This is a genomic window from Clostridium sp. (assembly GCF_032576335.1).
Lineage (GTDB): Bacteria > Bacillota > Clostridia > Oscillospirales > Acutalibacteraceae > Faecalispora.
This window is the reverse complement of the sequence record NZ_JAWFXC010000003.1, coordinates 218722-244516: the sequence shown is the minus strand read 5'-3', so window position 1 is coordinate 244516 and position 25795 is coordinate 218722. Positions and strand designations below refer to the sequence as shown.

Here is a 25795-nt window from a genome sequence, read left to right as displayed (position 1 = left end):
AGACCGCATGCTTATTCTACAACAAAGGGAGTTTTTTTGTCCTTTTCAACGCTAAAGCTTTTTTCGCTCCACCGGCACAGCCGGTGGTTGTTTGAACAATACAAAAAAGCGGCAGCCAAAGCCGCCGCTTTAAAATCAGTAATATTATTGTTCTACTTCTACTGTCCAGCCAAAGGTATCCGGCAATTTGCCCCACTGAATTCCTGTCATGGTGTCGTACAAGCGCTGAGACAGCGGGCCAATCTCTCCGCCGTTGAACTGCATAATCATGTCGCCCCACTTAAGGTGACCAATGGGAGAAATAACCGCCGCAGTACCGGTTCCAAATGCTTCTTTCAGCTTGCCCTCCTTAGAGGCCTGCGCAACCTCCTCAATGGAGAGGCGGCGTTCCGTAACATTCATCCCCCATGATTTTAAAATCTCAATGGCAGACATACGGGTAACACCAGACAAAATAGAACCTTGCAGAGCAGGGGTAACGACTTCATCCCCAATTTGAAAGAAGACGTTCATCGTACCAACCTCTTCTATGTATTTACGCTCTACACCGTCAAGCCACAGAACCTGTGTGTAGTTTTGTTTTTCTGCTTCATCCTGTGCTTTTAAAGAAGCCGCATAGTTACCGGCTGTTTTGGCAAAGCCCATGCCACCCTTTACTGCGCGCACATATCCATCTTCCACATAAATTTTTACCGGATTTAAACCTTCGGGATAATATGCCCCTACCGGCGAACAAATTACCATAAACATGAGATGGTGTGCTGGGTGAACGCCAACAACTGGGTCAACTCCAATGATAAACGGGCGAATGTATAAAGAAGTGCCGGGTGCAGTAGGTACCCAGTCACGATCTACTGAAACCAGTTTTTTGATTGCTTCAACTGCAAATTCTTCGTCAATTGGGGGAATGCAGAGACGGTCATTCGAAAGATTTAAACGAGCCATATTTTTGTCTGGCCGAAACAGTAAAATACGGTCATCTTCGGTACGGTAAGCCTTCATTCCCTCAAATACAGACTGCCCATAATGCAGGCACATGGCGGAAGGCTCTAAACTCAGTGGAGCGTAAGGTACAATTCTGGGGTCGTGCCAGCCTTGACCAACAGTATAGTCCATAATAAACATATGGTCCGTAAAAATACGGCCGAATCCCAATTTGGTTTCATCCGCAGGCTTGGCCTTTGGGTTTTGAGTTTGTTCCACACTGATTTGCATAATTAGCCCTCCTGATTTTTATCACTTTAACACATTGTAGCATCATTTTTTTGTAAATTCAAGGCAATAAGCTAGTACAAGCAAACAGAAAAATACACAAAATATCAGGTATGACTTCGCAAACCTTTTGGATACCGATTCTTCAGCCTAGCGGAAGAACACTTTCCAAAGCCTGTCACAACACCATCAACCGCTACTCCTGTATAACCTTTTAGTGCAGAATCCACTTCAAGTTCTTCCCCATGCAAATAAGCTCGTATTTCCGCAGAATGAGAAGAAAAATCTACTGTTTGGCGTAGTATCTGCGGTGAGGAGGATAAGAACAAGGCATGCGCAGGTTCGATTCTCCCCTTTTGTACTTCACCCAGCATCACGCCCGCACGGATTACACCGAGGCCGAACAATGCAGGAGTAAGCTGCGGAGCAATTATAATTGAACTGCCGTTTTGAATGAAGAAACCAGATACCGGAGCTAAGAAAATTTGGTCGTAAAGAGATTTCACTTCATTTTCTGCCGTTAATTTTGTATAGGGATAATCGGAGATATGGCATGTGGTGTGGGACGCTTTTCTCATTTTAGCAACAAAGTGGCCATCTCCCCCATCCATTGGGAAAATACGCCTAGCCTGAGGCATTCCAATTCCCGGTCTTCCAAACGAAACACCGGAATCCTCCAACACAAAATCTGGATGACGCTCCAAAAAAGCCTTGACCGTTTCTTCATTTTCTTCCGGTGAAAAGGTACAAGTAGAGTATACAAGAATTCCGTTTTCTCTTAAGGCATTAGCGGCACTGTCTAAGATAAGACCTTGACGAACCGCACAGGTCTTAACATGCTCCTCGCTCCAGTCCTGCACTGCCTGAGGGTCACGGCGGAACATGCCTTCTCCAGAGCAAGGTGCATCTACCAATATACGGTCAAAATACCCTGCTAATTTCTCACACAGCGTTTCAGGATGACAGGAGGAAATAACGGCATTTGAAACACCCATGCGCTCCATATTAGAAAGAAGCACCGTTGCACGCGAACGAACAACCTCGTTCGACCAAAGAAGCCCTTTGCTATTGAGCAAAGCTGCAATCTGTGTGGATTTTCCTCCTGGAGCTGCGCATAAATCCAATATCTTTTCGCCGGGCTGCGGATTTAGGATGGTGACCGCCGAGGCCGCTGACGGCTCTTGGGAATAAAACGCTCCCGCATGGTGAAGTGGAATACTACCGGGCTTGCCCGCAGCTTCTGGTATTTGGTAAGAATATGGAGAAAACGGGCTTAATTCTATTTTAAAATCGAGTCCGTTTTTTAATTTTTTTTCATCACATTTTATTGGATTAAGCCGAATACCACGAATGGATGGCTGTTCCATACATTCTAAAAAATCAGAGAATTCAACGCCGAGCATTGCCTGCATACGGCTTAAAAATGCGGAAGGATATTCATTCATAAAACTGGTCAGCTCCCGAAGATTGTTTGTATATTTCAATAGGAATGGAAAACAATAATTGCGAAGGGGGTGAAACACTTGGATAAAAATTATGAGAAAAAAATGGATAAGGTTCAGAATTCCAGCAGCAACTGCAATTCTCAGAACAGCACCAATAAGACAAGCAATTCTACTCAGAACAAGACCAACAACAGCACACAGCAGAAGAAGGACTCATCTTCTTACAGTAACTCTCATAAAAGCGATAGCTACAGCAATGTAGAGAACAACAATAACTACCGCTAAACTGCAGTAAACATTTTAGAGCAGACTGTTTTGACGAATGGCAAAACAGTCTGCTCTTCTTTTTCTGAGAAACACATATTTGTTTGGCTTTTTATCGTCTATTATACTTTACTATTCGAGTATAGCAAATAATTTAAAAAAGAAATTTTCATCGGCATACTGGTAGGTTTTCTCTTTATAACTACTGGTCTTTTGTTTTTTTACTGATAAGATGATCTTTCAGTGTTTTATCCGCTTTTTTGATTTCACGGAAGCCCTGCCCGGTAATTTGGCCGGCTTCTCCAATAATAATAAAGGCTTGATTATCCGTAGAGCGAATCATATTCGTTATTTTGCTAACTTCATAGCGACGCACTGCACAAAGCAAAACCTCACCATTATTATTACTGTATACGCCTCTCGATTTCAAAGCGGTAACCCCGCGCCCCATTTCAGAAATTATATTATTGGCTATTTCACCATTTTTTTCTGACATTATGAAAAGCATTTTCCCCGTACCGGCATCCGCACCATATAAAATCGTATCAATAAGCCGAGTAGAAACAAAAACCGTGATGAACGCATACAGTGCGCTTTCCAAACTGCGGTAAACAAATCCGGAGAGCAAAATCACCATTGCATCTACGCCCATCATTAGCTGCCCCATTGATAGACTGTGAAGCCTTTGCTCCAGTAAACGGGCAATTAAATCCGTACCGCCAGTGGTGGCGCCACGCAGCAGCACAAGAGATAAACCAATACCCTCCAGCACGCCGCCAAAAATAGCAGCTAACATGTGGTCACCTTCATAAACCGGAAGAACTGTTGAAAGCGCATCGATTGTAACGGAACACAAAAGTGTAGCTAGTATGGTCTTGCCAACAATGCGGTAACCCAGCTCCCAAATTGCCCACAAAAAAACCGGAAGGTTTATGACAAATAGCATGGTACCAATCGGCGTTCCGATCAGGTAATTAAGCACAGTTGCAAGACCAGTAATTCCTCCTGGTGCAATGTGATTTGGTGCAGTAAAGCTATTCACTGAAACCGAAAAAAGAATTGCTCCCATTAGAAAATACAGGATATCCATAAATACAATTTGATTACGCTTTTTTAAGACTCCCATTAGAAGGCACCCTCATTCTTCACAAATCAAGGCAAAAAACTGGCGCAAGCGCGCCAGCTCCCCTTTCAGGTACAAATAACCAAACAAAGCTTCCAGTGCGGTTGCCGCATGGTAATCGGCAGGGCTAGAATTTTTAGGAACATGTGATACTTTTGCGTTGCGTCCCCGGCGAAACACAGCTTCTTCCTCTTCCGTAAAGAGTGGAGCCAGCTTTTGTGCTGCCTGCGCTTGTGAACTGCAGCAAACCTGTGCCACTGCACTTTTATGCAAAGTGTTCACCGGGCAGTTCGCACGGCAAACCAACCGTTCCCGAACAAACAATTCAAAAACGCCATCGCCAATAAAGGCCAAGGTTAAGGGACTGAGTTGGCGAGGATTGCATTCTGCTTCTAAAAAGCGTTCCACAAATTCGCCTCCCCTATTCAACAAAGTCAAATTCTAGATCGTACATGCTTACGGTATCTCCCTCTTCAGCGCCAGCCTCACGCAAAGCATCGATCACGCCAGAGGTAATCAATACGCGCTGGAAATACTGTAAGGACTCGTAATCATCAAAATTAACAGAGCGCAACAGCTGCAGCAGCCACTCGCCCTCCACCACAAATACACCATCCTGATTCGTAACCGTAAATTTCTCCATTTGTTCCGGATTAATTTCTGGCAACGGCACGGGATCTGGCTCATAACGAAGAACCGGAGGCAGCTTCGAGAGTTTTTCTTGAATGCTCTTTAAGAGCGGGTCTACACCATGGCGGATTGCAGCCATGATTGGGAAGAACTCATAGCCTTGCTCCTCTACAAAACGACGAAAATCTTCCACTTGCTCGTCTGTTGCAAGGTCACATTTGTTACCTGCCACAAGCATGGGGCGCTCCGAAAGCTCGCCGTTAAACTTTTTCAGCTCACGGTTAATAATCTCAAAGTCTTCTTTGGGGTCTCGCCCTTCACTGCCAGCAATATCTACCACATGTACTAACAAGCGGCAGCGTTCCACGTGGCGCAAAAATTGATGCCCTAGTCCTGCTCCCTCTCCCGCACCTTCAATCAGGCCAGGAATATCAGCCATAACAAAGGATTGACCTTCCCCAAGGAATACAACACCCAAAACAGGTGTTATGGTTGTAAAATGGTAATTGGCGATATTCGGTTTTGCTTCACTCACAACAGAAACGAGTGTTGATTTACCAACATTTGGAAAGCCAACCAGACCAACATCTGCCAATAGCTTTAATTCAAGCTGAACATCGAATGCTTCACCCGGTTGTCCCGGTTTTGCAAAGCGCGGAGTTTGGCGTGTAGGCGTTGCAAAATGGGTATTTCCCCAACCGCCTTTTCCACCACGTGCAATAATCTGCGGTTCATCGGAAGATAAATCTGCAAGCAGGCGCCCTGTTTCCACATCACGCACCAATGTTCCCTGCGGTACACGAATAATTAAGTCGGGAGCACCTCTGCCATAGCACCGCTTTCCCATTCCGTTTTGACCATTTTCAGCAATGTACTTGCGCTTATAGCGAAAATCTGCCAAAGTAGAAAGATTTTTATCTACCTGAAACACTACATTTCCGCCACGGCCGCCATCGCCGCCGTCCGGCCCGCCAGCCGCAACATATTTTTCTCTGTAAAAGCTTACGGCGCCATTGCCGCCATCGCCAGCCTTTATTTTAACTTTCGCAATATCTACAAACATATGGTTTCCGGCTCCTTCTACTATTCTCCCATAAACGATCATACATACCTTTAGTTCTCAAAACTGCAAAAAACAAGCGTGAGAACAAACATATACTCTTTAAGGAGAACAGTAAAATAGTAAACTGCTCTCGCTTAGTATAGACATGATCATATCAAAAAATCCCGGGAAAATCCCGGGATTTTGGTTTCAGCTGTAACTGAATTACTGTTCCACAGCGTATACGCTAACCTTTTTACGGTCGCGGCCAAGTCTCTCAAATCTCACAGTACCGTCAATCAAAGCGAAGAGAGAATCATCGGAACCTCTGCCCACATTGTTACCGGGATGAATGTGAGTGCCACGCTGTTTGACCAAAATATTACCGGCCAAAACAAACTGACCATCTGCACGCTTTGCACCAAGGCGTTTAGACTCGGAATCACGGCCGTTCTTTGTGGAACCGCCGCCCTTCTTATGCGCGAAAAGCTGAATATTTATCTTTAACATAGCTTTACACCTCCGTATAATTTATACTGATATTATCTGGGTATTGCTCCTGCAAGCCCACCAAATGGAGCTTGAGTCCTTGCAGCAAATTCCGGCATAAAAAAACTGCTTTCTCAGGAACCTGAAGTGACATGCTACCTTGTGAAACAGTTAAGTCAGCCCTAACCTGAACTACATCGGTAATTGCATTTGCCACTAAATACGCCGCGGAAGAAACCGCTGCGCACAGAATGTCGGACCCCTCTTCCGCTAAACCGGAATGTCCCGTCATCTGAAATCCCAAAAGCTCGCCATCCGGCTGCTGCAAAAATAAAACCTGAATCATCATTAAGCGTTAATGGCTTCGATCTGCACCTTGGTGTAGGGCTGACGATGACCCATCTTGCGCTTTACGCTTTTCTTCGGCTTGTAAGTGAAAACGGTGATTTTTCTCTGTTTGCCGTTTTTCAGAACTTTGCCGGTTACAGTAGCGCCATCCACAAAGGGAGCGCCCACTTTCAGGCCTTCTTCGCCGCCAAGAGCAACAACTTTAAATTCAACGGTGGCGTCCTGCTCCGCTGCAAGCTTTTCGATATAGATGACATCGCCATACTGTACCTTATACTGCTTGCCGCCGGTCTCAATAACTGCATACATAAATAGAGTATCCTGCCTTTTTTTCAATCTCGCTATCTCAGGCGGATCAAATGATCACTTAAAATGCCCGTAATATGCGGCCTAACAATATTATCATATCTTGTCAATTTTGTCAATAAAGAAGCCTTTAGTTCTTTCGCACGGCTAAACGGTGAGCAAAATCGGCTAAATAATCTGTTTCGCCATCAAATTGGGTTAGTGCATGTAATGCTTCATCCGTTAGCTCACGCACCGCTTTTTTTGCGCCTTCAAGTCCCATAAGAGAAACGTAGGTGCTTTTGTCATTTAAATTATCTACACCAACATTCTTGCCTAAAAGGGTGCTGTCGCCGGTAACATCTAGAATATCGTCTACGATTTGAAACGCAAGGCCAATCGCCTTTGCATAATCTCTTGCTGCACGTATTTGTTCGTTTGATGCCCCGCCAATTACACAGCCCATTTCAGCGGCAGCCAAAATCAATGCACCGGTTTTTCGTTCGTCCATGATGCGAAGCGTGGAAAGAGGAATCTTCTTCCCCTCGGACGCAAGGTCGATTACCTGTCCGCCCACCATGCCAACCGCACCAGCTGCACGAGCCAGCATTCCAGCCGCCGTTGCCGCTTTTAATGCCCCTGCGGTACGAATGGACTGCGGGGAAAGCATGGTCTCAAACGCCAGAGTAAGAAGGGCATCTCCTGCGAGAAGAGCAGTGGACTCCCCATAGACACGGTGGTTCGTTGGTCTTCCTCGGCGAAGTTCATCGTCATCCATACAAGGTAGGTCGTCATGAATCAGAGAATAAGTGTGAATCATTTCAACTGCACAGGCAAACGGAAGCGCCGCTGTGAGATTCCCGCCGCAAAGGCGGCAAAACTCCAACGTTAAAATAGGACGTATGCGCTTTCCGCCAGAAAGCAGGCTGTACTCCATGGAAGAAAACAACTCCTGCTGCAACTCGTCTCCACCCGGTAAATAGCGAGACAACGCTGCTTCCAACATTTCTACATACTGCTCCTGTCGCTTCATACTCATTCCTCTCGCCTTTCTTCCAACTCAGAAATATCCTTTATTTTCTGCTCGGCATTCTGTAACTTTTGATAACAAAAAGATGCCAGATTTGTACCGGACTCAAAGAGTTTTAAGGATTCTTCTAAGGTTGCCTCGCCACTTTCCATTCGCTCCACAATTTGTGAAAGCTCGAGCATTGCTTTTTCAAAGGTTATCTCTTTTTTCATGGAGTATTCCCCTCCTGACCAATCGATTCTTTGCTTACTTCATTTACAGTGCACGATAATCGTCCATCTTGTAAAATAAGGCTCAATGGTTCGCCCGACTGTACCTGTTCCACCGTACGAACACTTTCTCCCTTTTCATTTAGTGCAACGGTATAACCGCGAGCCAATACCCGAAGCGGGCTAAACGCATGCAATGCCGCCGTTTGTTCTGCCAATTGCAGGCGTGCGGTATTGACCGACTGCTTCATCTTCCCATTCATGCGGTCAACCATGCGGTCAATTTGCATGCGGTGCATTTCAAGCCCGAGAGATTTTTTCATTCGCCATACAGAACCGGAAACATATGCCATTAGCTCGCGCATATCTGGAACCGCAAGCTCTGCCGCCGCGGATGGTGTAGGAGCACGAAGATCTGCTACAAAATCGCAGATTGTAAAATCTGTTTCATGGCCAACTGCAGAAATAATGGGAATTTTGGAATTTGCCACTGCTCTGGCTACGATTTCTTCATTAAATGCCCATAGGTCTTCTATAGAACCGCCACCACGGCCTACAATTAAAACATCTGCGCATTGCAGGTGGTTAAAACGCTCCACAGCAGCAGCAATCTGTTCTGCCGCGCCGGCGCCTTGCACCAGCACTGGGCATAAAACAACCTCCGCCATCGGAAACCGCCGCCCTAAAATCTGCATAATATCTTGTACTGCAGCTCCGGTTGGAGACGTTACTACACCAATTGCCTTTGGGTATACGGGCAACGCTTTTTTTCGCGAAGCATCAAATAATCCCTCTGCCGCAAGCCGTGTTTTGAGCTGCTCAAAAGCCAAATTCAGTGCACCAAGACCATCCGGCTGCATATCTTCTACATACACCTGGTACTGCCCGGTCTGTTCATATACCGTAACACGGCCACGCACAATCACTTTCATACCATCCTGTGGTAGAAAGCGTAAACGACGGGCTTGTGTAGAAAACATCACGGCACGCACCACACACTGACTGTCTTTGAGTGAGAAGTACATATGCCCTGATTTATAATGATTGGTAAAGTTCGATATCTCACCGGATAAAAACACGGAGTTCATCATCGAGTCCCCGTCCAGCAAAGATTTAATATACCGATTAAGCTGAGAAACCGTAAGAACAACTGGGGTGTTCATCTTGCTTCCTCCTTAATAGCGGCAAGAATCGCCGCACCTGCCGCATTATCCGCAGAAAACGCGGGACTGGCAAATGCTGCGCCATAGCGCTCTGTAAGTGCTTTGCGAATAATACTGTTCGACATTACTCCGCCTGCAAATAAAACCGGAAGATTGCCATGTTCTTTCAGCAAAGAAGCGCACATGGCGTCCAGCGCAGCAAGCAAAGACAATAAACAATAACGGGCAATTTCTTCTTTCGGCTTTCCCTTCTCCAGCATGGAGCGGCACTGGTTCTCTAACCCTGAGAGGGAACAATCGTGCCCTTTCATAGAGGGGCGTATGCTAAACTTTGCTTCACTTTGCAGTGCAAGTCGCTCCAGTTCTGGCCCTGCAGGGAAAGAAAGGCCAAGCATTACGCCTACACGATCAACTGCCTGTCCTCCTTTTAAATCCAAAGAAGAAGCAAGCAAGCGTGTTTTTACCATGGTCTCTTTATCTGGCTCTACCAAAACCGCTTCCGTAGTACCGCCGGAAACATGAAATGCCAAAAAGGTTTTTTCAAACCATTCAAAGCGATTTGCCGAATACAAAGCTGCCGCAATGTGATTCTCTTGATGTGAGCAAGTGTAAATAGGAATACCAAGAGAATCTGCCAGTACTTTTGCTGTTCCAAGCCCCACGGTAAAGCAGGGCATGTATGAACCTTCCGCTGTACGAGGTCGACTGGAAACGCCAATCGCGCGCAGTGTGTTACGCTGCATAAGCAAAGGTTCTAAAATTTGCGGAAGCTGCTGTACATGATGAAACACCGCATCACTTTGGCGTAGTCCAAGCTGACCTTCCTTTACCGGCAATAGCCGTTTGGAGTGCTCAACACTTCCATCTGCCTTATAAAGTGCAGCAGAAGTTGTATAGTTGCTCGTATCAATTCCAAGAAAATTACTGTTCTTCATTTTTCTGTTCTTCTTTGGGTTCCAATTCCTTGGCAACAGAGCCAAGCACTCCGTTAATAAACGGAGCATCGTCCGCTCCGCCATACTTTTTGGCTAGATCCACGGCTTCATTGATAGAAACACTAACGGGAATGCTGTCAACAAATAGAATTTCGTAGATAGCGACCCGCAGCAAAGCAAAAGAAACCTTGGAGAGACGCGACATCGACCAGCCGCGAATGTTCTTTTCAATTTTATCATCAATTAGTGCGTTGTTTTCTTGTACACCCAATGCAAGCTGCTCCGCAAATTCAGCAACGCGAACCTCAGCTGATTCCTCAGCAGCATCAATAATATCGCTAATGGTAACACGGTTTATCAACTGCTGAAAAACCAGAATAAATGCTTGCTCTCTTTCTTCCCGTCGAGTCATTTTGCCTTTGCTCATCGTTTGTCCTCCAAATAATTTCTATCAATTTAATATATTGAATACGTAGCATTCTTCATTTCGGCGGTGAGATATTAATAAAATAACCCTCCAAAATGTATGTGGAGGGTTAGCAAATTCGTTTTTCATTCCATTGTCAAGCTTCTGCAAATACGGCAAAAGAGGTCTCTTCCCTTTGCCCCATATTTTATGAAAATGAACCGCGCCACTCTTTACGAGTAATATTATACCATGAATTTACACCCATGCAACTGTTTTTGCCGGAAAACCCGCTTTTATGCCACTTTTATGGCGTTTTCTTTGCTGGATAGAAAAACAAAGACCAAATCCATTCGTAAGATTCGGCCTTTGTTAATTGCATATTCTATTATTTGCTTATTTCGCCTCAACGATTTTTATTTTATCATAGGCAATACCTGCCTGGCCGCCAATAATATCTTTAATGGCGATTGCTTCATTGGGCAATAAGCCATTGGAACGAACCACTACACTGCATTCCGAGTTTTGTAGGAACACAACACAGTCTGAAAAGCCTTTTGCTTTAATCAGACTTTCAATATTGCTCTCCTGCACAATATTCTGTGCAATGACAGCGGCTTTTTCTAACGATTCCTTTTTCACAGAGTCATTTGCAGAGGCATCCTGCAATACCTTTTGCAGCATCTCTACACTAGCATCTCTGGCCTTTTGGCGAGAAAGCTTTGCTTCGGTAAAGTATTCATCCACCTTTGCAGCTGTTTCCACTGATTTAGAGGAGGTAGAAGAAGCAGAAGAAGCTGGTGCCTTTGATGTGGTACCTGCCGTACTGCTGCTGCCCTTGCCATTTACAAGCTGAGCCGCTCCCAGTTCCGCTTGCGAGGTTAATGTATCCGTAGCAATCAAGGGACCATCCCCCTGGAAGACCCAATTTAAGTACACAGCCGCTCCCAGCGCAACCACCAGGGATGCAAGCACTAGCTGACGTTTACCAATACCCATAAGAAAATTCCTCCTGTTTCAAGTTTATTTTGCTTTTATCACGCACACCCGCGCAGAAGAAAGATTGAGCGCAGTAGTTACCGCGTCTATAATATCTTTCTGCACCGCCGGCTGATTTCCGCCCTCACATACAACGACTACCCCCTTCACGATCGGCTCAACCTCAGTTACTGCCAGCGCCTGTTGCGAGCCGTCGGCACCCTTTACCAGAATGTACTTGGTCTCACGGCTGTCATTTGCTTGGTTTTTCACCGTAGCGTTTGCCGCTTGATCCTGCGTGTTCTGTGAGGTCTTTTTTTCTTCTGTTGCGTATACGTACTGCGTATTGCGCTCCAGAGTAACAAGAACCTTTACAGAACCTGCCCCGTTAATACTGCCGATTAGCTCGGTAAGGCTTTTTTCCACCTGCTGTGAATACGCTTGCGCGGTGGTTTTCGTAGGTTCATTCTGTGCGGGAGCATTGGTTTCCCTAGCATCTCGATTTTGAAAAACCCCCGAAAGAAAAATCATAGCAATGCCAGCAAAGCCCAGTATTAAAATAATCTTACGCCAAACATCGTTTTCCGCGAGCTTTTGAATCCAGGAACTTTTCTCAACTCTTTCATCCTTTTCACGAGCCATCGGCTGTCACCTCCGTTGTTAATCCCAATTCCTGCTCAAGCAGCTTTTTCGTTTCCTGTATCCTACCCAAATCCTTCTGGTCAAGGCTGACAAACACTTTAGTAATTGATATGCGGCCGTCCTCATTTGTATCCATACTCAGAGCAACATTTTTACAAGGAATTCCCTTCTCGGTAAGAGTTGCGAGTACAACAGTACGAACTGAGGCTTGTGCGGCATCTACCGTTTGTTTATTTACTGTATCCTGGTACTGAACATTTGGTAAAGCACTGTTCTCTTGTGCAAAGGCCTGCACATCTGCCTGCTTTGCAAGCTTACCTATTGGCACTAAAATACTACAAATAACAAATGCACCAATGACTAAGCGCGTTACCTTCTCCATACTGCCGCTCGGCATTAAGTATTGTAAGATTCCGGCAGCCAGTGCAGCTAATACAATAACGGATGACCATTCTCGTATTCCACTCATGTTACCGAACCTCCCATCGCCAGCATCATAACCGTTGAAATCATGAGTATCACCAAGCAGCAAATTATTATGGAGAGTAAAATCTGGATTACCTTCATAGAAGAGCGAAGTAGAGTGGTAATCTCCTTTAATTCAAAAATATCCCCCGCTGCCGCACAGGCTGTGAGGGTAAGTAGCCATATAAGGCACTCAATTGCCGCTGGCAGAAAAATTGCCCCCGTAGCCAATAAACCAAAAGCACCCACTCCCGATTTAAGAAGCTTTACACAGCTTTGCACACTGCCGATTGCGTCACCGAGCGCACTGCCTACCACCGGAACAAAAGCACTTACCATGAATCGGATGGTTTTTGCTCCCGCACCGTCCGCCGCGGAGGATACCACTGTTTGCATTGTTAATAAGCCCGAAAAAATAGTCATGCAAAAGGTAAGTATCCACTTCACCGTTTTACTGAATAAATCGCAAAGCCCCCCTAAATTCATAGCGGGCGACACAGCCGAAACAACGGAAAAAGCTAAGAAAATATTAAGTAACGGTACCAAAAATGCAGAGGCAATTACCGATATTACATTCCCTGCGCCGAGCATAAGCAAATTATACGAGCCTGCGGAGATGGGTTGCCCGCCCGCAATCATAATTCCGGTAAGAATCGGAATGCTCGCAAGTAAAAATCCGGCCGCGCCTTTTATTACAAAAGCAACGTTTTGAATACAGCTTACAATAGGCTGTATGACCACCGTGCAGATACAAAGGGTCCCTATCATACCAATTACGCCGCTCAAAGGCCGGTCACCAAAGCTAAGCTTCATTCCATTCATAAGCGCGCAAAGAAGAATTACTGCTAAAACCGATAAGAGCGCTCGCATAGGGGCATTGCTTTGCTGTCGGGCAGTTGTGCCAATCTGTTCAAACACTTTCTCGGGTGTTAGATTTATGATACTCTGCCAATCCGGCGAAGATATGCCAAGGCTGTCCATCCATTCCCGAGTCTCAGGCGGCAGTTCATCCGGTAAATCGGCTGCACCGCTGTTTTCGTATTGCTGGCGGTACAGCTCTTCTTGTGAAACCGACTGCGCATTAACCGGGATAGTAAAGAAGAAGAACAGTAGAAATAGGCAAAAAAGTCGATGAATTATTTTTTTCACACTCTAACCTCCTATCAGCGCGAGCGCCGTAGAAGCTATTTTCTCAAACAAAGGAAGAGCCAAAAGCACTATGGAAAGCTTACCTGCCAGTTCCACCTTGGAGGCCAATGCGCTTTCTCCTGCATCCCGGCAGGAATCTGCCGCAAATTGAGCTAGAAAGCAAATACCAAGCGTTTTAAACAAGATAATTCCGTATTCCGAGGGTAATTGCGTAGCAGTGAGCAGGCTGTTGATTTGGCGTATCGCTGGAACAATGTTTGCTAATATTTGAACCAGAATAATAACGCCCGCCGTGATGCTGACAACCACCGCATATTCTTGATTATACCGGCGCAGCATCACAGCAATGACAGCAGAGACCAAAGCGAGGCCGGCAATCCCTATCACATTCATAACTGTTATAACCCAAAGATGGACTTGATGGTTTTAAATAGAATGTCGATCTGTTCGATCACCATCATCAAAACCACAATCAGCCCCGCCAAGGTAGTCATCATTGCCTGCTCTTCCCGCCCGGAACGAATTAAAAGCTGGTTCAGTACGGCCACAATAATCCCAATCGCCGCGATTTTGAAAATCAAATCCACATCCATTTTTTCATCCTCCGTTTTAACTTAGCAGGAGTGCCGCCGCGATACCGCCAAACAGCCCCAGCATAAAATACAGCTTCGCTTTCTTGTCTTTTTCTTCCCTTGCGTGGGTAAGTGCATTGCTGATAAAGCCAATATACATTTGGCAGTGTGCAAGCTGCCCCTCTGTGTCGCTTGCACCAAACCCGAAACCGAAATCTCGTATGTACTCTATGTCTTGTCGGTTCATTCCGGTGGTTAAAAGGCCATCATCCATGCCATGCTTCCATGCCTGGGGAAAGCTTTCTCCCTTATGGCAATACTCCGTGCATAGCGCAAGGAACTTTTGGCCTTTGCCGTGCTTCTCTATAATTCGTTCCACCGGCAGCCTGGAATACCGAATCTCTTCTCTGGTAAGGCAAAGAAAGGAGTAGAATGCCTCTAACTCCCTTACCCTTGCACCCAGTTTACGCGATTCCATATAGCCCGCTAGAATACAGGCCGCCATGACCGATAGGATCCCGATTAATTTGACCAAGAAGTTCACCCACCTTGTAAATTCCTTTGATTTTCCCGGGTCTAGCCGCACAATCGAGCAGAACTACGGTGCGAAATGCCCCGGTTTCCATCAATCGGCGAATCTGGCGGCGGCGCAGCAGCTCACCGGCTTCCGCCGCATGTACGCTTACAATTAATGAAACTCCTGCATTTACCACTTCTTCCACGGCGGCAGTTTCTTTCTCACTCCCCAGCTCATCGCAAAGAATCACTTCGGGGGAAAGTGCTCGAATTGCCTGAAGAATCCCTTGGCTTTTGGGGTAGCCATCCAAGATGTCGCAGCAGCAGCCAAGGTCGTTTTGTGCGTCTCCCCGGTATATACCTGCCAGTTCACCGCGTTCATCTACCACGGTAATTTTACGGGGCGGTAAAGCACCACCACCAGCCAATTGACGCGCTAAATCACGAAGTATAGTTGTTTTCCCCGTGGAGGGCGCCCCCGCCAGAAGAACGCCCTGCACGATCTCCTCCCCCAACAAAGCCAGAATCTCATCCGCCGCACCAGAGATTTGCCTGGCTATACGAATATTAAATGAAGAAATATCTCTAAGGCCGGTTACTTGCCCTTCCTCCAGAACAGCCGTACCACAAACTCCTACCCTATGCCCTCCCTTAATAGTGAGGAACCCGTTGCGAATTTCATTTTGGTGCGTATACACGGAATAGTTGCAAAGGCAACGAAATGTTTCTTCCATATCTTCCCGGAATACAGGAATCCCTTCTTCCGCCTTTCGGCTGATTCCACTCCCTGTAACAAAAAAACTTTGAACCCCGTTAAAAACAGACAGCGGTAAATTCACCCTCATGCGAATCTCTTGCACCGATTCTTGCAGATGAGCCGGCAAAGCGGCCAAAACTGGCCGAAGACGCTGGCAAACTGGCTGTATTGCAGTATCAAACGAATTGATATTTTTTAAATTCATGTTACTTGTCCTCCCTTTGTACCATAAATATGGACAAAGCGTTTCGATTAGAACCTAAAATCATTGCAATAATAGAATCGTTTCCTCTCTTTTTATAGAGGTGTTTCAGGCTTGTTCCAGAAATTATATTCAGATTAAAGTGTAAAAAGACGAAAGTGATGTTGTATATAAGCTTTTAATCATCTATAATATGTATTAAGAATTAAGCAGAGGAGAGTTACTATTTTGAAAAAAAGAATTGCGATAACTGCTTTAAGTACCTTGATTCTTTTTGTTTTTTGTGGTTGTTCTGTTATTACTGCATTTTCAACGGCTACTTCTAGTCATCAAGAATCTTCGAGCTATGAAGAATCGGCGAAACAGGAAGAGGATTCGTATAAGCTTGCCAAAGTGGAAGTTTACTCCGCAAAAGACGACCGATTAATCAAAACCATTGATGACAGCGAGTTACTCTCCAAACTTAGTGAAGAGAACGAAGAAGCGGAAGATGCAGATAAATTAATGCAATCCACAACGGAAAGCGGCGTTCCTTTATACAATTTTGTGGCGTATAAAGTTCCGGCTGCAAAAATTACGAATCAAAAAGCAGAGAAAATTTTTACGATTACTATTTTTGAAAACAGTAATTTAATTCGAACAGAGGTTGCCAGTGAAGCGATAAAAGCTTTTCCGATTCCCTCGGAATACCTAACTTTTTATGAGGAAGTATCCAAAGAAAAAATAGACTTTTTTCTCTCCTTGGCAAAAGAGTCATAATAGTAAAAAAACAGAGAAAGGCCTCCCTAAACTGCTTAGGGAGGCCTTTCTCTGTTCTATTTAAAGTTTTAGAAAACAATCATATATTCTCTTCGGATTCTTTTAGCATGTTTAAAAACTCTTCTTCACTCAGAATTGGTATATTTAGCTGCTGCGCTTTGGTAAGCTTGCTTCCCGCATCTTCACCTGCAATGAGAAAGCCTGTTTTTTTCGATACGGAGGATGACGTTTTACCACCATAACGCTCTACCAGCTCAGAAGCCTCTTGGCGAGAGAGTGTGGGAAGTGTACCAGTTAAAACAAATGTTTTACCAGCCAGACGTAGATCCTGCGCAATACTTTGCGCCGTCATATTCACTCCAGCTTCTTTCAAACGGGAAAGAAGATGTGCCGTACCCGATAACTCAAAATAAGCGCAAACGCTTTTTGCCATAATTGCACCAAAACCCTCAATTGCTGCCAGCTCTTCTTCTGTGGCTGCAATTAGTTTCTCCATGGTATGAAAGTGACCCGCTAGCTGTTTTGCCGCTTTTAAGCCAATATGGGGGATTCCCAAGGCATAAATCAAGCGATACAAGTCATTCTGCCGGGAACGCTCTACGGCTGCCGCAAGATTCTGTGCGGATTTTTCGCCCATTCTCTCCATTTCCTTTACCTGCTCCATTGGTAGAAAATAAAGGTCAGCGGGAGAGGAAATCAATTGCTTTGCAACAAGCTGCTCTAGCACAGCCGGGCCAAGACCATCCATATCCATTGCGTCGCGGCTTGTAAAGTGAATTAAATGCCTTAATAGCTGTGCAGGACACTCTGGATTGGTACAGCGTGTCGCTGCCTCATTATCATCTCGCACAGCAGGGCTGCCGCAGGCAGGGCACTCCTGCGGGATAAAGTAAGGCTCGCTATTTTCTTCATGAGAAACAACCGATACAACCTCAGGAATGATATCACCGGCCTTACGAAGAATGACCGTATCACCAATTCGAATATCCTTTTCGGCAATAAAATCTTGATTATGCAGGGTAGCACGGCTTACCGTAGTACCGGCCAAAGTAACCGGTTCAAACAAACCAGTAGGAGTTAGAACACCTGTTCTGCCAACGTTAATTTCGATATTAAGAAGCTTCGTCGGCTTTTCCTCCGGTGGGTATTTATACGCTTGTGCCCATTTCGGAAACTTTGACGTACTGCCAAGTCGTTGCCTCTGTGCAAAAGAATTTACCTTTACTACCGCGCCGTCAATGGAGTAATCGAGTTTACCACGCATTTCTCCAATTTCACGGATAGCCTTTAAAACTTCTTCCAAAGAACTACATTTGCGGTAAAAAGGTGTAGAGGGCAGGCCGAGTTTCTTCATATACTCTAAGGATTCATCGTGATAAGAAAGCGCTGTGCCTTGTACCTGCTGCACATTAAATAGAAAAATATCCAGCTTTCTTTTTGCAGCGATACGCGGGTCTTTCTGGCGGAGAGAGCCCGCCGCCGCGTTCCGGGGATTTTTAAACGGCTTTTCTTGATTAAGCTCCTGTTGGGCGCAAAGCTCTTCAAAAACACCGTGTGCCATATAAACCTCGCCGCGAACTTCCAAGAACTCGGGAGCGTTTTTCAAGCGCTTTGGCACACTACGAATGGTGCGAATATTTTCGGTTACATCTTCTCCCACCAAACCATCTCCACGGGTTGAGCCGCGCTCATAAATGCCATTACGGTATTCAATCGCAACGGAGAGACCGTCAAACTTTGGTTCCACAATGTAAACGGGGTCAGATACAACAGCACGCACGCGTCGGTCGAAATCCGCCATTTCTTCCTCTGAAAAGGCGTCCTGCAAGCTTTCCAGAGGAACAGTATGAACCACCGGTGCAAACAGATTCATTCCTTTGGCTCCCACCTTCTGGGTAGGAGAATCCGGCGTTATCAGCTCGGGGAACTCTGCCTCCAAATCCTCAAGCTGGCGGTATAAGCGGTCATATTCGTAGTCTTCTATTTCCGGAGCGTCCTGCTCATAATATCTTTGATTATGGTATTGAATTTCTTGCCGCAGTCTGGCGGCTTCTTCCTTCGCTTTTATTACATCCATTTTTTATCCTCCCAAATACAACTGCGGTACATCGCCAACAATAACCGTTTCTGCAACTAAAACGCTGGTGGTTACATCGGTTGCGGTATGAAGACCCGGAATAAAAGAATATATTTCGGTATGTAGTTCCAAATAAATTTGGTGGCGCGTCTGGTTAATTCCTGCAGATTCAAACTTCGTTTTAAAGTCGGACTCTACATTTCCCTTTAGGGTTACAACCAGAGGGATATCTGGGCCGCGCCCATGTAATAATCGGCTACCCAACAGGGTACCTAATGGAACAGAAGTATTGATTTTACCGGCATGCAGGTTCTGCTGCACCGTATTGGTAATCTTGGCTTTAATCTCATTCGTTTTCGCCATATTTGTTGTTATTGTTTGCACTTTGCCCTGAGAATCTCTCTGCAAAGAAATCAAATCATCATACGTTATATTATCCGCATTCAGTTCTTCCAATACGCTTTCATTCATTGCAGATACAGCGGTTTGCCGTGCGGAGTTTACCGTAAGGGACTCAACCGCAGGCACTAACTGAATATCCAAATAAATACCGGCAGCCAATACTCCAATTAAGAAGATTACTATTTTGCTGCCGGCAAAACCATTCCATTTTCGCTCGCCGCGGTAAGGCATATTTGCAGGGCGATACTTATGCCAGCGTTTCATTATGCTACCCCCTATCGTGCATTCGTTCTACGGTACTACGCTTTAAAAATAATCTTGTCTTTCATGCAAAGGCAGGAAGTACAAGCTTTTTACAAAAATTTATTTTATAAAGCAGTTGACTATATAATACACAGGGGATTTTCTATTGGTGAATTATTTCTGCAAAAAGGGCACAAAGAAAGCATAGCCTCTTTGTGCCCCAATTCATTCAATTAGATAAAAGGAACTTTTAATTATTCCTCGTTAGCAGAATTCTCTTCTGCCTCGGAAGATTGCTCCTCAAGGTAAGCACGAATCGACAGGCTTACACGATGCTTGTCAAAGTCAATGTCGGTAATCTTTGCATGTACCTTATCTCCGGTTTTAAGCGCATCCTGCGGCTTCTCGATTCTGTGGTCAGCAATCTGAGAAATGTGGATGAGACCATCAATGCCGGGAATGATTCTAGCAAAAGCACCGAATGTGGTCAGACCAACAACCTGTACCTCAACTGTGGTGCCTACGGGATATTCGTTTTTCAGAATCTCCCACGGATTGTCCTGTTCCTTCTTGTAGCCAAGAGAAATTTTACCCTTCTCTTTATCAAGACCCTTAATGTAAACGTTGATGGTATCGCCAACATTTACGACCTCAGAGGGGTGCTTAATGCGGTTCCATGAAAGCTCAGAAATATGAACCATTCCATCAATTCCGCCCAAGTCAACAAATGCACCGTAAGCGGTAAGAGATTTTACAACACCAGTAAACTCCTTGCCCTCTTCTGCAGTCTCCCAGAACTTGTCGGCAAGCTCTTTTCTCGCGTCCTTCAATACGGAACGAATGGAGCCAACTGCACGGCGGCGCTGACGGTTCACTTCGATAATGCGGAAATTAACTTCCTTCTTGAGCAATGCTTCTAACGGATCATTGCGGGAGGCAGTAGCCTGAGACGCAGGGATAAATACGCGCACGCCATTGGTTACAGCGATCACACCGCCCTTGATAACCTCAGTGACAACACCGGTAAGAACTGTTTCGTTTTCTTCCGCCTCGGAAATGGTCTCCCAGCCCTTAACAGCATCCAAGCGCTTTTTAGAGAGCATGATGGTGCCTTCCTGGTCGTTGGTACGCATGATAAGCAAATCAAGCTCATCACCCATCTTTACCAGATCCTCCGTTTTAGCGTTCGGATCTGCCGAAAGTTCAGACAACGGCACAAAGCCAGCCTGCTTGCGTCCAACATCTACATAGATCTCATTGGGAGCAATACCGACAACAACGCCACGTACCTTCTCATCTGTATTTAAACTTTTTAAAGACTCTTCGAGCATCTCCTCAAAGTTATATTCAGCAGACTCCTGCTCTGTGAGACCCGCGCCTTCAATAATTTCTGTCATGGTATCAAGTACCTCCTTTATTATGCTTGCGGGTGTAGAGGCACCCGCAGTAATACCGATAGAAAAGGCCTTTTTCACGGCCTGCGAAGGAATTTCCTCCGCTGTTTCAATCAAGTAAGTAGTGCAACTCTGCGCACAGACATCTCTAAGCTTGGCCGTATTAGAGCTGTGCCGCCCCCCGATAACCAGCATCAAATCCGATTTTTTAGCAAGATTTGACGCTTCGGACTGCCTTTGAACAGTTGCATTACATATTGTAGCAAAAACGTCTGCATTTGTACATACCTTTTTTAGGATTTGCAAACAATTTCCCCATTCCTCCAAGCTAAAAGTGGTTTGGGCAATCACACAAACATTCTGGTTGGAAAATTCAGGGTGCTTTTCCAGTAATTCTGTTAGCTCTGCTGCGTTACGGAACACATAAGGTGGTACGGTACAGTACCCAATTACACCCTCAATCTCAGGGTGGGAAGCATCACCTGCAATGAGTACGGTCTGCCCTGCCGCACTAGCACGAGAAACGATTTTGTGAATTTTCCGAACGAACGGACAAGTTGCATCGGCACAAGAAAGGTTCCGTTTTAAAATATCTTCCTGCACTGATTGAGCTACACCATGAGAACGAATTACAATTGTTCCTCCTGCAGGAACCTCATCCGGCGAGTTTACAATTCGCACTCCACGTGACTCCAGCTCATCCACGATTTGCGGATTGTGAATAATCGGGCCGAGCGTATAAACCTCTTTCCCCTCATCCAACAACGTAAAAACCATTTGCACGGCCCGGTTTACACCAAAACAAAAACCGGCCGATTCAGCAATACGGATTATCATTCCGAACTCCCCTCTTTCAGGGCCTTGGGAACAAGAGTAGGGTCTCTTAGCTCAATAATTTTATTCATCACCAAACGGCTTGCCTGGCGGTATTCTGTACCGGAGCCACGTTCTATTTGAAGCTGATCCGGTGTAATCAGCGGGCCACACACAACGTCTACACGGTGAAACAGGCGAGGGATAACACCCTTCCGCCCTGTAATACAAACCGGAAGAATTGGAGCTTTGTTTTGAAAAGCAAGCATAACAGCACCGGATTTAGGCTGTAAAAAGGACCCATCCTTGGAACGCTTTCCTTCCAGAAAAAGACCTAACACCTGCTCTTCCTGCAGCAGCTCCTGCGCACGGTTAATCGCAGCCGAATCCCCTTTTCCGCGATTAACCGAAAAAGCACCCACATTGCGAAAAATCTTGCCTAACAATGGGTTTTTAAACAGCTCCGCTTTTGCCATAAAATGAATCTGTCTTTTCCCAGAAACAGCAGTGAGCAGAATGGCGTCCTTGTTCGTAATGTGGTTGCAGCAAATAATAACCCTGCCTGTTTTCGGCATATTTTCTATGTTATAAATGCGAAATGGCATAAAAACGCGAAAAAACACTTGTGCCACTGATTTACAAAAAACATATAATGGAGATCGTTTCACGATACTACTTCCTTTCCTTACTATGCTGCCTTGCGCTAATGGGAGAGACGATCTTGAATAACAGCCAGCATACGGTTAATTGACTGCTCTAGTGTTATTCCGGTCGTATCCACCAGTATAGCATCGGGCGCTTGCACAAGCGGAGCAATAGAACGGGTGGTATCCTGTTCATCCCTCTGCTTTACATCTGCTAGCACTGTGTTAAAATCGGCATCGCCCTTTTCGAGCAACTCCTTCCAGCGCCGGCGGGCTCTTTCTTCCAATGATGCTGTAAGAAAAATCTTCACCTGTGCATTTGGCAGCACTACTGTGCCAATGTCTCGTCCATCCATAACCACATCATTCTGCTTTGCAAGGTTTCTTTGTAACGAGAGCAAAAACTCACGAACCTGTGGAATCGCCGAAACTTTAGAGGAAGCAGCCGCAACCTCTGGAGTACGAATGGAATCCGAAACATTTTCAGTGCCAAGCAGAACCTGCTGTTCGCCCTCCACATATTGCAGAGAAACCTGCACGGAATCAAGCTCCAAAATCACTTCTTTGGGAATAGCAGGGTTTTTCCCCTCCCGCAGCATATGAAGTGCTATGGCACGGTAAAGCGCGCCGGTATCTACATATAAATACCCCAGCCGTTGGGCAACACGGCGGGCAATTGTGCTTTTCCCCGCACCGGCCGGGCCATCAATGGCAATAGAAATCATTCAACTTCCTCCTTCACCGCCTGAGCCGCCAATCTTCCGGTAGCAAAGGCAATCTGCAAGTTAAACCCACCGGTATAGGCATCAACATCCAGCACTTCGCCAGCAAAATAAAGACCGGGGAGCAATTTGGATTCCATTGTTTTGGGGTTAATTTCTTTTACATTTACACCGCCAGACGTAATGATTGCTTCATCAATCGGCCGAAACCCTTTTATGTTTATTATAAAAGCCTTAAGCAAGGCGGCAAAAGAACGACGCTGCTCACGAGTAATGGCATTACACTTTGTCTCGGGAGAAATTCCGGAATGCTCCACCAAAACAGGTATCATTTTACGCGGTAGTAATGCCCCTAAAGAATTAATAAAATCTTTATTGCTGTTCTCTTCTAAATCGCGCTGCAATCTGGCATCCAGCTTTTCAAGTGAAAGAGCCGGCTTTAAATCGATTTCGATACGGTATACACCCGTTGCCATTTTGCGCATGTGACTACTGGCACTTAGCACTACGGGGCCGGAAAGGCCAAAGTGTGTAAATAACAGCTCACCGAAATCTTCATAAATGAGTTTATTTTTTTCATAAACCCGAACAGCGGCATTTTTTAGGGCAAGCCCCTGCATTTGCACGCAGTCTCCCCCTTGCTCCACCAAAGGAACCAACGAAGGGCGCAAAGGCACAATGCTATGCCCCGCCTGACGCGCCAAGTGGTAGCCGTCTCCCGTAGAGCCGGTACCGGGGTAAGAAGCCCCACCGCAGGCAACAATCACCTTTTTAGCTGAAATTACCGTTGCATCCCTTAGCTGCACACCGTAAACTCCATCCTCTTCTATGAGCAGCTTTCGCGCCTCGCCATGAATAATTTTGACATGGTTTTGTTGTAAATAGTGCGTGAATGCCTCAATTACATCAGCCGCACGGTCTGATTGCGGGAACACCCGCTGACCACGCTCCATTTTTAAGGGGACGCCAAGTTTTTCAAAGAATTCCATCGTATCCTGCGACGTAAAGCGGGAAACCGCACCATATAAAAAACGAGGATTCGTTGGTACAGCAGCAATCACATCCTGCACGGAGCAATTATTGGTCAGATTACACCTGCCCTTGCCTGTAATTCCCAGCTTTCTGCCAAGGCGGGTATTTTTTTCTATTAATATTACATTCAGACCCAGCTCTGCGGCGGTACCTGCAGCCATTAAACCGGCCGCGCCCCCGCCAATAACAACAAGGTCTGCCTTATTTGTTTGCGTCAACGTTTTTTTCATCCACCTTTTCGTAAACACCGTATTCATCCCAGATATTTTCTAGGCTATGCAGAATCTCGGTGACTTCTTCTTTTTTCTTCATTGTGACCATTACAATCAGCGCATTAATCAGACTCAGCGGTGCCGCAATTGCATCCACAAAAGATGCCATGTTACTGCGGGCAAGCAAAAGATAATCTGCTGGCTCTGCAAGTGGTGACAGCGGACTATCGGTAATCGCAATGACCTTTGCGCCACGATTTGATGCAAAGTGCATTGCCTTTACAGCTCGTTTTGAGTATCTAGGGAAACTAATACCAATTACCGCATCGGTTTCATTTACGTGAATCATTCGCTCGAATATTTCAGCTTCACTATTAATATCTACCAATTGAACATTTTCAAAAATAAGACCAAAGTAATAGGACAAAAATGTAGCAAGGGCCAGTGAGCTTCTTGCACCTAAAATATAGATTTTGCGGGAATTCGCAATCGCATCTACCGCAGCATAAAAATCCTCACGAGAGGTTTCTTCCAATGTACGGCGAATCATGTCGATGTCCTGATTCATGACGGACGAAAGTACGTCTGAATTCCCCATATTGTTTACTGTAACCTCAATACGCTGAACAGAGGTTAGTCTGCTGCGAATCATTTCCTGCATCGCCTGTTGCAGCTCCGGGTAGCCACTGTAACCAATCTCTGTTGCAAAACGCACAACAGTCGATTCGCTCACGCCAACCGTAGCGCCCAAACGTGATGCCGTCATATAGGCTACCTTATCATAATGTTCTAAAATATATTTCGCGATCAACTTTTGCCCTTTTGAAAATTCCGGCATATTGTTGAGAATCCTGGCCGTAAGTTGACTATTCATAACCGTTGTTCTCCTCCACTCTTCGCCTCTGCAAAATCCGTTTTCCTGCTGCAGAATGGCGCAACTCTTTTATTCATATTAAGGCCTCAACCTGCAAAAATCAAGAGAAAACTTGCAAATTCAATTGAAAAAACCGTTTGTTTTTGCAAGAAAAGTAAATTCAGCATGCAAAGCTTCTGTTATTATTTTATTAGGCTAATTACGTTAACCTGTTATTCGGTGTCCTTTATCAATTGAATGTAATCCAAAACTTTATAATTTAGCCTTTGGTACAAACGAATTGCATCCTCATTTTCTTTGGTTGCCTCTAAGCGGAACCGCTTGGCCGACGGGTATTCCTGTTCTAAATATTGAAAAAACTGGCGCCCTATCCCTTTGCCTCTGCAAAATTTATTGAGATAAAGCTCTTCAATTAACACGACTAAGCCCCCAGCCTCGTTGGAATATGTAAATGATAAAAGCGCATATCCAACGGGTTTCTCTTCATCTTCTATGATAAGAGCTCGCAAAAATGGTGATTTTTCAATTGCGGCATAAAAGGTGATTTCAAAGTTTTTGGGATCTACGCTATGTACTACTGCATTCGATGAATAAAACTCATTTACCATCGATAAAAAAATATTCTTATCGTTACTTTGTAAGTCACGTATCATTTCCATTCTCCCCCTACGCATTCGCTATTTTACTAACGATTGATTGATAGATAATAAAATTATTTCGAAAATAGAAAAGGCAAACAGCATAACCGTTCGCCCCAACTT

General features: G+C 45.3%; 31 protein-coding genes. 2 read left to right on the top strand and 29 right to left on the bottom strand.

Going from position 1 to position 25795, the window contains the following annotated elements:
* Nucleotides 1-144 precede the first annotated feature (144 nt).
* The gene (locus tag E7L17_RS05145) at nucleotides 145-1215 is read right to left on the bottom strand and encodes a branched-chain amino acid aminotransferase (protein ID WP_316322182.1); all 1071 of its coding nucleotides are present in this window, start codon (nucleotides 1213-1215) and stop codon (nucleotides 145-147) included.
* Between the two features lie 104 nt (nucleotides 1216-1319).
* The gene (locus E7L17_RS05140; protein ID WP_316322181.1) at nucleotides 1320-2657 is read right to left on the bottom strand and encodes an RsmB/NOP family class I SAM-dependent RNA methyltransferase; all 1338 of its coding nucleotides are present in this window, start codon (nucleotides 2655-2657) and stop codon (nucleotides 1320-1322) included.
* Nucleotides 2658-2735: 78 nt separating this feature from the next.
* On the opposite strand from E7L17_RS05140, the gene E7L17_RS05135 reads away from it, so the two are divergent.
* Complete coding sequence (locus E7L17_RS05135; protein WP_316322180.1) at nucleotides 2736-2942, top strand: hypothetical protein; 207 nt, start codon at nucleotides 2736-2738, stop codon at nucleotides 2940-2942.
* Nucleotides 2943-3123: 181 nt separating this feature from the next.
* Here the strand turns inward: E7L17_RS05135 and E7L17_RS05130 are convergent, their stop codons facing one another.
* From E7L17_RS05130 to E7L17_RS05040, 19 genes are all read right to left on the bottom strand, one after another.
* The gene (locus E7L17_RS05130) at nucleotides 3124-4047 is read right to left on the bottom strand and encodes a YitT family protein (RefSeq protein ID WP_316322179.1); all 924 of its coding nucleotides are present in this window, start codon (nucleotides 4045-4047) and stop codon (nucleotides 3124-3126) included.
* Nucleotides 4048-4059: 12 nt separating this feature from the next.
* A complete protein-coding gene (locus E7L17_RS05125; protein ID WP_316322178.1) occupies nucleotides 4060-4452 on the bottom strand; it encodes a Mini-ribonuclease 3 in 393 nt (130 codons plus the stop codon).
* A 13-nt stretch (nucleotides 4453-4465) separates the two neighbouring features.
* Entirely contained in the window at nucleotides 4466-5737 is a 1272-nt protein-coding gene (obgE, locus tag E7L17_RS05120) for a GTPase ObgE (RefSeq protein ID WP_316322177.1), read from the bottom strand.
* A 204-nt stretch (nucleotides 5738-5941) separates the two neighbouring features.
* Nucleotides 5942-6226, bottom strand: a complete 285-nt coding sequence (rpmA, locus tag E7L17_RS05115; RefSeq protein WP_085833326.1) for a 50S ribosomal protein L27 — start codon at nucleotides 6224-6226, stop codon at nucleotides 5942-5944.
* A 4-nt stretch (nucleotides 6227-6230) separates the two neighbouring features.
* Nucleotides 6231-6554 carry a ribosomal-processing cysteine protease Prp gene (locus E7L17_RS05110; protein ID WP_316322176.1) on the bottom strand — a complete coding sequence of 108 codons (324 nt, stop codon included), beginning with the start codon at nucleotides 6552-6554 and terminating at the stop codon, nucleotides 6231-6233.
* Nucleotides 6554-6862, bottom strand: coding sequence for a 50S ribosomal protein L21 (gene rplU, locus E7L17_RS05105; protein ID WP_316322175.1), 309 nt, complete (start codon nucleotides 6860-6862; stop codon nucleotides 6554-6556). The genes E7L17_RS05110 and rplU overlap by 1 nt, the downstream gene beginning before the upstream one ends.
* Nucleotides 6863-6989: 127 nt before the next feature.
* Nucleotides 6990-7877, bottom strand: a complete 888-nt coding sequence (locus E7L17_RS05100; protein ID WP_316322174.1) for a farnesyl diphosphate synthase — start codon at nucleotides 7875-7877, stop codon at nucleotides 6990-6992.
* Nucleotides 7874-8080, bottom strand: coding sequence for an exodeoxyribonuclease VII small subunit (xseB, locus tag E7L17_RS05095; RefSeq protein ID WP_316322173.1), 207 nt, complete (start codon nucleotides 8078-8080; stop codon nucleotides 7874-7876). Before xseB ends, E7L17_RS05100 begins: the two co-directional genes overlap by 4 nt.
* Nucleotides 8077-9240 carry an exodeoxyribonuclease VII large subunit gene (gene xseA, locus E7L17_RS05090; RefSeq protein ID WP_316322172.1) on the bottom strand — a complete coding sequence of 388 codons (1164 nt, stop codon included), beginning with the start codon at nucleotides 9238-9240 and terminating at the stop codon, nucleotides 8077-8079. The genes xseB and xseA overlap by 4 nt, the downstream gene beginning before the upstream one ends.
* The gene (locus E7L17_RS05085; protein WP_316322171.1) at nucleotides 9237-10175 is read right to left on the bottom strand and encodes a peptidase M22; all 939 of its coding nucleotides are present in this window, start codon (nucleotides 10173-10175) and stop codon (nucleotides 9237-9239) included. Before E7L17_RS05085 ends, xseA begins: the two co-directional genes overlap by 4 nt.
* Nucleotides 10162-10602, bottom strand: a complete 441-nt coding sequence (gene nusB / locus E7L17_RS05080) for a transcription antitermination factor NusB (RefSeq protein ID WP_316322170.1) — start codon at nucleotides 10600-10602, stop codon at nucleotides 10162-10164. Before nusB ends, E7L17_RS05085 begins: the two co-directional genes overlap by 14 nt.
* A 375-nt stretch (nucleotides 10603-10977) precedes the next feature.
* Complete coding sequence (locus E7L17_RS05075; RefSeq protein ID WP_316322169.1) at nucleotides 10978-11580, bottom strand: SpoIIIAH-like family protein; 603 nt, start codon at nucleotides 11578-11580, stop codon at nucleotides 10978-10980.
* Nucleotides 11581-11604: 24 nt separating this feature from the next.
* Entirely contained in the window at nucleotides 11605-12201 is a 597-nt protein-coding gene (locus E7L17_RS05070) for a stage III sporulation protein AG (protein WP_316322168.1), read from the bottom strand.
* Nucleotides 12191-12670, bottom strand: coding sequence for a stage III sporulation protein AF (locus E7L17_RS05065; protein ID WP_316322167.1), 480 nt, complete (start codon nucleotides 12668-12670; stop codon nucleotides 12191-12193). Before E7L17_RS05065 ends, E7L17_RS05070 begins: the two co-directional genes overlap by 11 nt.
* Nucleotides 12667-13815: a stage III sporulation protein AE gene (locus E7L17_RS05060; protein ID WP_316322166.1), complete on the bottom strand. Its 1149-nt coding sequence runs from the start codon at nucleotides 13813-13815 to the stop codon at nucleotides 12667-12669. Before E7L17_RS05060 ends, E7L17_RS05065 begins: the two co-directional genes overlap by 4 nt.
* Nucleotides 13816-13818: 3 nt before the next feature.
* Nucleotides 13819-14208, bottom strand: a complete 390-nt coding sequence (locus E7L17_RS05055; protein WP_316322165.1) for a SpoIIIAC/SpoIIIAD family protein — start codon at nucleotides 14206-14208, stop codon at nucleotides 13819-13821.
* A gap of 5 nt (nucleotides 14209-14213) precedes the next feature.
* Nucleotides 14214-14408 carry a stage III sporulation protein AC gene (gene spoIIIAC, locus E7L17_RS05050; RefSeq protein ID WP_009064075.1) on the bottom strand — a complete coding sequence of 65 codons (195 nt, stop codon included), beginning with the start codon at nucleotides 14406-14408 and terminating at the stop codon, nucleotides 14214-14216.
* 16 nt (nucleotides 14409-14424) lie between these two features.
* Nucleotides 14425-14865, bottom strand: a complete 441-nt coding sequence (locus tag E7L17_RS05045) for a stage III sporulation protein AB (protein WP_316322164.1) — start codon at nucleotides 14863-14865, stop codon at nucleotides 14425-14427.
* Nucleotides 14852-15865, bottom strand: coding sequence for a stage III sporulation protein AA (locus E7L17_RS05040; protein ID WP_316322163.1), 1014 nt, complete (start codon nucleotides 15863-15865; stop codon nucleotides 14852-14854). Before E7L17_RS05040 ends, E7L17_RS05045 begins: the two co-directional genes overlap by 14 nt.
* A gap of 225 nt (nucleotides 15866-16090) precedes the next feature.
* Here E7L17_RS05040 and E7L17_RS05035 point away from each other — a divergent pair, with 225 nt between their 5' ends.
* Nucleotides 16091-16621: a hypothetical protein gene (locus tag E7L17_RS05035; RefSeq protein WP_316322162.1), complete on the top strand. Its 531-nt coding sequence runs from the start codon at nucleotides 16091-16093 to the stop codon at nucleotides 16619-16621.
* A gap of 79 nt (nucleotides 16622-16700) precedes the next feature.
* Here the strand turns inward: E7L17_RS05035 and ligA are convergent, their stop codons facing one another.
* From ligA to E7L17_RS04995, 8 genes are all read right to left on the bottom strand, one after another.
* The gene (gene ligA / locus E7L17_RS05030) at nucleotides 16701-18698 is read right to left on the bottom strand and encodes an NAD-dependent DNA ligase LigA (RefSeq protein WP_316322161.1); all 1998 of its coding nucleotides are present in this window, start codon (nucleotides 18696-18698) and stop codon (nucleotides 16701-16703) included.
* A gap of 3 nt (nucleotides 18699-18701) precedes the next feature.
* Nucleotides 18702-19364 (bottom strand): sporulation protein YunB, encoded by a 663-nt coding sequence (gene yunB / locus E7L17_RS05025; RefSeq protein ID WP_316322160.1) that lies wholly within the window; start codon nucleotides 19362-19364, stop codon nucleotides 18702-18704.
* Nucleotides 19365-19597: 233 nt separating this feature from the next.
* The gene (locus E7L17_RS05020) at nucleotides 19598-21574 is read right to left on the bottom strand and encodes a bifunctional 4-hydroxy-3-methylbut-2-enyl diphosphate reductase/30S ribosomal protein S1 (RefSeq protein WP_316322159.1); all 1977 of its coding nucleotides are present in this window, start codon (nucleotides 21572-21574) and stop codon (nucleotides 19598-19600) included.
* Nucleotides 21571-22218, bottom strand: a complete 648-nt coding sequence (locus E7L17_RS05015) for a lysophospholipid acyltransferase family protein (protein WP_316322158.1) — start codon at nucleotides 22216-22218, stop codon at nucleotides 21571-21573. The genes E7L17_RS05020 and E7L17_RS05015 overlap by 4 nt, the downstream gene beginning before the upstream one ends.
* A gap of 35 nt (nucleotides 22219-22253) precedes the next feature.
* On the bottom strand, nucleotides 22254-22919 hold the full coding sequence (gene cmk / locus E7L17_RS05010; RefSeq protein ID WP_316322157.1) for a (d)CMP kinase: 666 nt from the start codon (nucleotides 22917-22919) through the stop codon (nucleotides 22254-22256).
* Nucleotides 22916-24178, bottom strand: a complete 1263-nt coding sequence (locus E7L17_RS05005; RefSeq protein ID WP_316322156.1) for an NAD(P)/FAD-dependent oxidoreductase — start codon at nucleotides 24176-24178, stop codon at nucleotides 22916-22918. Before E7L17_RS05005 ends, cmk begins: the two co-directional genes overlap by 4 nt.
* Entirely contained in the window at nucleotides 24150-25034 is an 885-nt protein-coding gene (locus tag E7L17_RS05000) for a MurR/RpiR family transcriptional regulator (protein ID WP_316322155.1), read from the bottom strand. Before E7L17_RS05000 ends, E7L17_RS05005 begins: the two co-directional genes overlap by 29 nt.
* Nucleotides 25035-25246: 212 nt before the next feature.
* Entirely contained in the window at nucleotides 25247-25687 is a 441-nt protein-coding gene (locus E7L17_RS04995) for a GNAT family N-acetyltransferase (protein ID WP_316322154.1), read from the bottom strand.
* Between the last annotated feature and the right edge of the window lie 108 nt (nucleotides 25688-25795).